Source organism: Moorena sp. SIO3I6 (assembly GCF_010672095.1).
Map to the genome: position 1 here is coordinate 1 of NZ_JAAHHU010000323.1, position 4,872 is coordinate 4,872.

4 protein-coding genes and 1 pseudogene are annotated in these 4,872 nt (G+C 44.5%); 4 read left to right on the forward strand and 1 reads right to left on the reverse strand.

Translation table 11 applies throughout. The features are described from left to right. Positions 1–118, reverse strand: a pseudogene (locus tag F6K49_RS35140) (cyclic pyranopterin phosphate synthase MoaA); the annotation flags it as partial. A 258-nt stretch (positions 119–376) separates the two neighbouring features. On the opposite strand from F6K49_RS35140, the gene F6K49_RS35145 reads away from it, so the two are divergent. The 4 genes from F6K49_RS35145 to guaA form a co-directional block, all read left to right on the forward strand. Beyond that, complete coding sequence (locus tag F6K49_RS35145) at positions 377–1,285, forward strand: alpha/beta hydrolase (protein ID WP_293017905.1); 909 nt, start codon at positions 377–379, stop codon at positions 1,283–1,285. Between the two features lie 473 nt (positions 1,286–1,758). Continuing rightward, positions 1,759–2,904 carry a cobalt-precorrin-5B (C(1))-methyltransferase CbiD gene (gene cbiD, locus F6K49_RS35150; RefSeq protein WP_293017906.1) on the forward strand — a complete coding sequence of 382 codons (1,146 nt, stop codon included), beginning with the start codon at positions 1,759–1,761 and terminating at the stop codon, positions 2,902–2,904. A gap of 130 nt (positions 2,905–3,034) precedes the next feature. Further along, complete coding sequence (locus F6K49_RS35155) at positions 3,035–3,172, forward strand: hypothetical protein (RefSeq protein WP_293017907.1); 138 nt, start codon at positions 3,035–3,037, stop codon at positions 3,170–3,172. Between the two features lie 162 nt (positions 3,173–3,334). Next, on the forward strand, positions 3,335–4,872 hold a 1,538-nt coding region (gene guaA, locus F6K49_RS35160), incomplete at its 3' end, for a glutamine-hydrolyzing GMP synthase (protein WP_366514262.1).

Sequence of the window (4,872 nt, forward strand, 5' to 3'; positions counted from 1 at the left end):
CAGTGAGTAATTCTTGCCGTAGGATATAGTCAAGTTCTGCTCCTTGAGGCATACAGTACTGACAACGGAAGTTGCAGCGGTCAATCAAGCTAATCCGGAGATAGTCTACAGTATTCATAATTGCTGGGAGGATGGGGTTTCAAAGGGTTTTGGTAATAGGTTATACGTATTCCGGAATCTGTCTCTTAGCCCTTGTAGCTAATGCTATGCAGCATCTCTTCCCAAGAATCCAGTGATACTGCAACGGTTAGGGTGCATTCCTTTTCTTGCAAAGCCTATTATGTGACCCTCAAGGGATTGTCACAATTGCTTACTCATGGTGTCCTCCCGTACCTAAAATCGAGAAGAAACTACCAGTATCCTAGATTTAGGGGAAATGACCGACAAACCAGATTTTCTTCTATACGCACAACACGGATGGGCGGATAACTCTAAAGCGATGGCAAGCCTTGCCCAATCCTTAGCCACATCCCGCACTGCCATCATTACTCCCGATCTCGGTTGGTTCAAAACTTGGCTCTGGATAGAACCCCTAATCAACCAACTCGAACACATCGTCTTAGATACCATTGTCACTTATCCCCAAACACCAATCCGAATTATTGGTCATTCCATGGGTGGCTTAATTTGGCTAGAACTCCTCAGCCGTCACCGAGACTGGTGGTCACAAGTAGAATCCTTAGTGTTGATTGGTTCTCCTATTGGTGGTGCAGATCTAGCTAGAATTATAGACCCCTTTGGCATTGGTATTGGTATCGCAAAGGATTTAGGTATCAACCGCCGACAACTAGCAGAGTCCATTGGCGCAGTGATTCCCACATTAGTAATAGCTGGTGATAGTGATCATGGTAGCGACGGCACGATAACAATAGAGACAACCAAGTTTTCTCCTAGTCAATTCGTTTGTTTACCTAATCTGCGTCATGCTGCTCTCAAAAATCATCCGTTAGTCGCAGCAGAAATCCAGAAATTTTGGGCGAATCCAGTTATCACACAATCTCCTCCACCAGGAGACTTTATTACTAGCTTAATTCGACAATTACACTCAGTCCCAGGTATGACTGATGGTCATGGTCGAAATTTTAAGCGAGCCAAAACTTATATAACATTTAAAAATGGCATTTCCATTCGGACTTGGCAGAATCCTTTACTAATACACCATGTATTTGTGGCTAGCCCTGAAGGAGACTGTCTCTACAGTGGTTTTGTAGGTTGGATACATACTCAAGCCTTATATCAAACCCTTGGAAATATTATAGCAAAGGGAACAGGGAGCAGGGAGTAGGGAGTAGGGAGTAGGGAGTAGGGAGTAGGGAGTAGGGAGTAGGGAATAGGGCATCAAAAATTATCACAATTCCTACACGGATTAGTATTGTTAGTTTAAAATTGTTACTAAAAAAAATAATTAAAAAATTTATAATAAATCAATATTTACCTGGAATAATACCTTGCCGATAGTGAATGTAAGCAGAAACAAATTAATATCACACTGGATATTATAGGGATAAACAAATCTCAACAGACAGCAAATTAAATAGATTTTTGCCTCTTATTTATAAAAAAAAACTACCGCTAATGTAGATTTTATTAACATTACATAATAAGTAGGTTAAACACTATATAATACAAATAAAGTTAATCACTTATCAACTAGTTTGGGGATTTTTGGTAATTGGTAATCGGTAACTACAAATTACCAATTACCAATTACCAATTAGACAATGAAGAACTAAGCGATCGCAAATTTTACCTGGTTACATGACCACCTCCCTACCTAAATCTGGATATACCTTACCCGTATTCGCCTGTGCCTCAGCAATAGCCGCCCTCCATAAGTTACGCAACGACCAACCTGTGGAAACGGTGTCAGTGGACTTAATTAACCCTCCTGAAACCGTAGACATTCCCATTGAGCAAGTGGCTAGGATTCGAGAAGGGGTAGCGCTAGCTATCACTCACTCTAACCCTGGTGATAACCTTGACCTTACCCGTAATACCCCGATTTGGGCAGTCGTAGAATGGGGTTCCTCCGAGCAAACTAAATCGATACAGTTATTAGGGGGTGAAGGAATTGGACGACAAATCAATGCCGGAGGGAAACCAGCCATCTATGCTTACGCTAAGAAACTATTGCACCATAACTTGAGTTGTCTGCTAGTAGCGCCAGAGAAAATTCAGGTGACGATTATCTTGCCGGAAGGGCGGAAGTTGGCACAGCGTACTTCTAATTCTGCCTTTGGTGTAGTAGAAGGACTTTCCCTACTAGGAACTACTGGCATTTCCCAGCCTCTGAGTGCTCCTGGTCAATTAGCTGCTTACCAGGAGGAATTAAAAGCAAAAGCCAGCAAATTGCTAAAAGAGCAATCCTCCTCACATTCATCAACACTAGTGTTCTGTGTGGGAGAAAATGGCTTAGATTTGGCGCGAGGCTTGGGGATTAATCCCGAGCGGCTGGTAAAAACAGCTAATTGGCTTGGACCGTTGTTGGTAGCAGCTGGGTACTGCCAGGTGCCAGAAATTTTGTTATTTGGCTATCATGGTAAGTTAATTAAACTGGCAGGAGGAATTTTTCATACTCACCACCACCTAGCTGATGGACGACTGGAAATTATCACCGCTCACTGTGCGCAGTTAGGAGTACCAACCCCACTGATCAGGCAAGTATTTGGCAGTCAAACCACTGAAGCTGCTCTCAATTGTCTGCGTCAATGGGATCAGACTCAGGGCACTGATTGGGTCAATCAGGTTTATCATGCGATCGCATTAACCATTGACCAACGCTGCTTTGACTACATCCGCAAACACAGTGAGCACCATATCCAGGTAGGCTCTGTATTGTTCGATCGCGATCGCAAAATTATTGTTACCAGTCCCACAGGTTGCACATTAATTTCAAATTTGTGATAAATTTTTATAAATCTTAATACATTGGCGGGCGGATCTTGTAGCCGAACCCAATGTATGATAAATTAACTTGATTATCAGCTGAAACTTCGCATTTCAGGACATATAGACTGAAACCCTGAAAAATCTCATGACTAGAAGTCACGAGATTGTCAACAGACATACCACTGCCAGGCAGGTCTATGAAGTGCGTGTGGGAGTGGAAACTGACATAACCGTAAACAGATTGAGTTCTGTATCGTCGATGAGAGTCTACGACTCAGACTAACTGGTTAATGCCAGCGCTACCATCCACATCAAAGTGTTGGGGCGTTGAAGGATTAATTTACGGAAACCATCAGCTTTCAACCTATCTGTTCATAGCAATCAATTTATGCTGCCAAGAAGAACACCTAGGCAGCGACCTGTTCGTACATTCACACAACTAAACATGACGAACACAGCAGTAACCCTAAGGACCAACAAACTATCTTACCAGAAAGAGGCATTGGCTGTAGCCTCTCTAGCAGAGCAGTTGAATCGCCAGATGATTGTGATTCTGGACTTCGGCTCTCAATACTCGGAACTGATTGCTCGTCGCATTCGCGAGACTAACGTTTACTCCGAGGTGCTATCCTATCAGACCACAGCTGAACAGCTACAGCAGCTTCATCCCAAGGGCATCATTCTATCTGGAGGCCCCAATTCCGTCTATGACGATGGTGCTCCCCTATGTGACCCAGAAATTTGGAATCTAGGTATACCCGTGCTAGGGGTTTGCTATGGGATGCAGTTGATGGTGCAACAACTAGGTGGAACAGTTACCAGGGCAAAAAAAGCTGAGTATGGTAAAGCCGCCTTACTAATTGATCACCCCACTGACTTACTGAGCAATGTGCGAGACCACTCAACCATGTGGATGAGCCACGGGGATTCCTGTGTGACTTTGCCAGATGGGTTTGAAGTCCTTGCCCATACTCAGAATACCCCTTGTGCGACCATCGCTAACTATCAGAAAAAACTTTATGGCGTGCAATTCCATCCAGAAGTTGTGCATTCAACCGATGGTATTGCCCTAATCCGTAACTTTGTTTACAGCATCTGCGAGTGTGAACCCACTTGGACCACTGCTGCTTTTATCGAGGAAGCAATTCGAGAAGTGCGTGCCAAAGTTGGGGAAAAACGGGTTCTGCTGGCTCTGTCTGGTGGAGTAGATTCGTCTACCCTTGCTTTCTTACTCCATCGCGCCATTGGGGATAAACTAACTTGTATGTTTATTGACCAAGGCTTCATGCGCAAAGGCGAGCCAGAGCAGTTGGTGAAGCTATTTGAGGAAGAATTTTCTATTCAAGTAGAGTATGTAAACGCTCGCGATCGCTTTTTGGATCGCCTTGCTGGTGTCACTGACCCAGAAGAAAAGCGTCGCCGCATCGGTCACGAATTCATTCGCGTCTTTGAAGAAGAATCCCAACGTCTTGGTCCATTTGATTATTTAGCTCAGGGTACCCTATATCCGGATGTGATTGAATCAGCCCATACCAACGTTGATCCCAAAACCGGTGAGCGGGTAGCTGTGAAAATCAAGAGCCATCATAATGTCGGAGGCTTACCCAAAAACCTACGCTTCAAGCTGGTAGAACCATTACGCAAGCTATTTAAAGACGAAGTGCGCCAACTCGGTCGTGACCTCCGCTTGCCAGAAGCGATTGTGCGCCGACATCCCTTCCCCGGACCAGGATTGGCGATTCGCATCATTGGTGAAGTGACCCCAGAACGGTTGAATATTCTGCGGGATGCTGATTTTATCGTTCGAGATGAAATTCGCCGACAGGGGATGTATAACGACTTTTGGCAAGCCTTTGCCGTGTTGCTCCCAATACGCAGTGTGGGAGTAATGGGGGACAAGCGCACTTACGCTCATCCGATTGTATTGCGCTTTGTTTCCAGTGAAGATGGTATGACCGCTGACTGGTCACGAGTACCTTATGA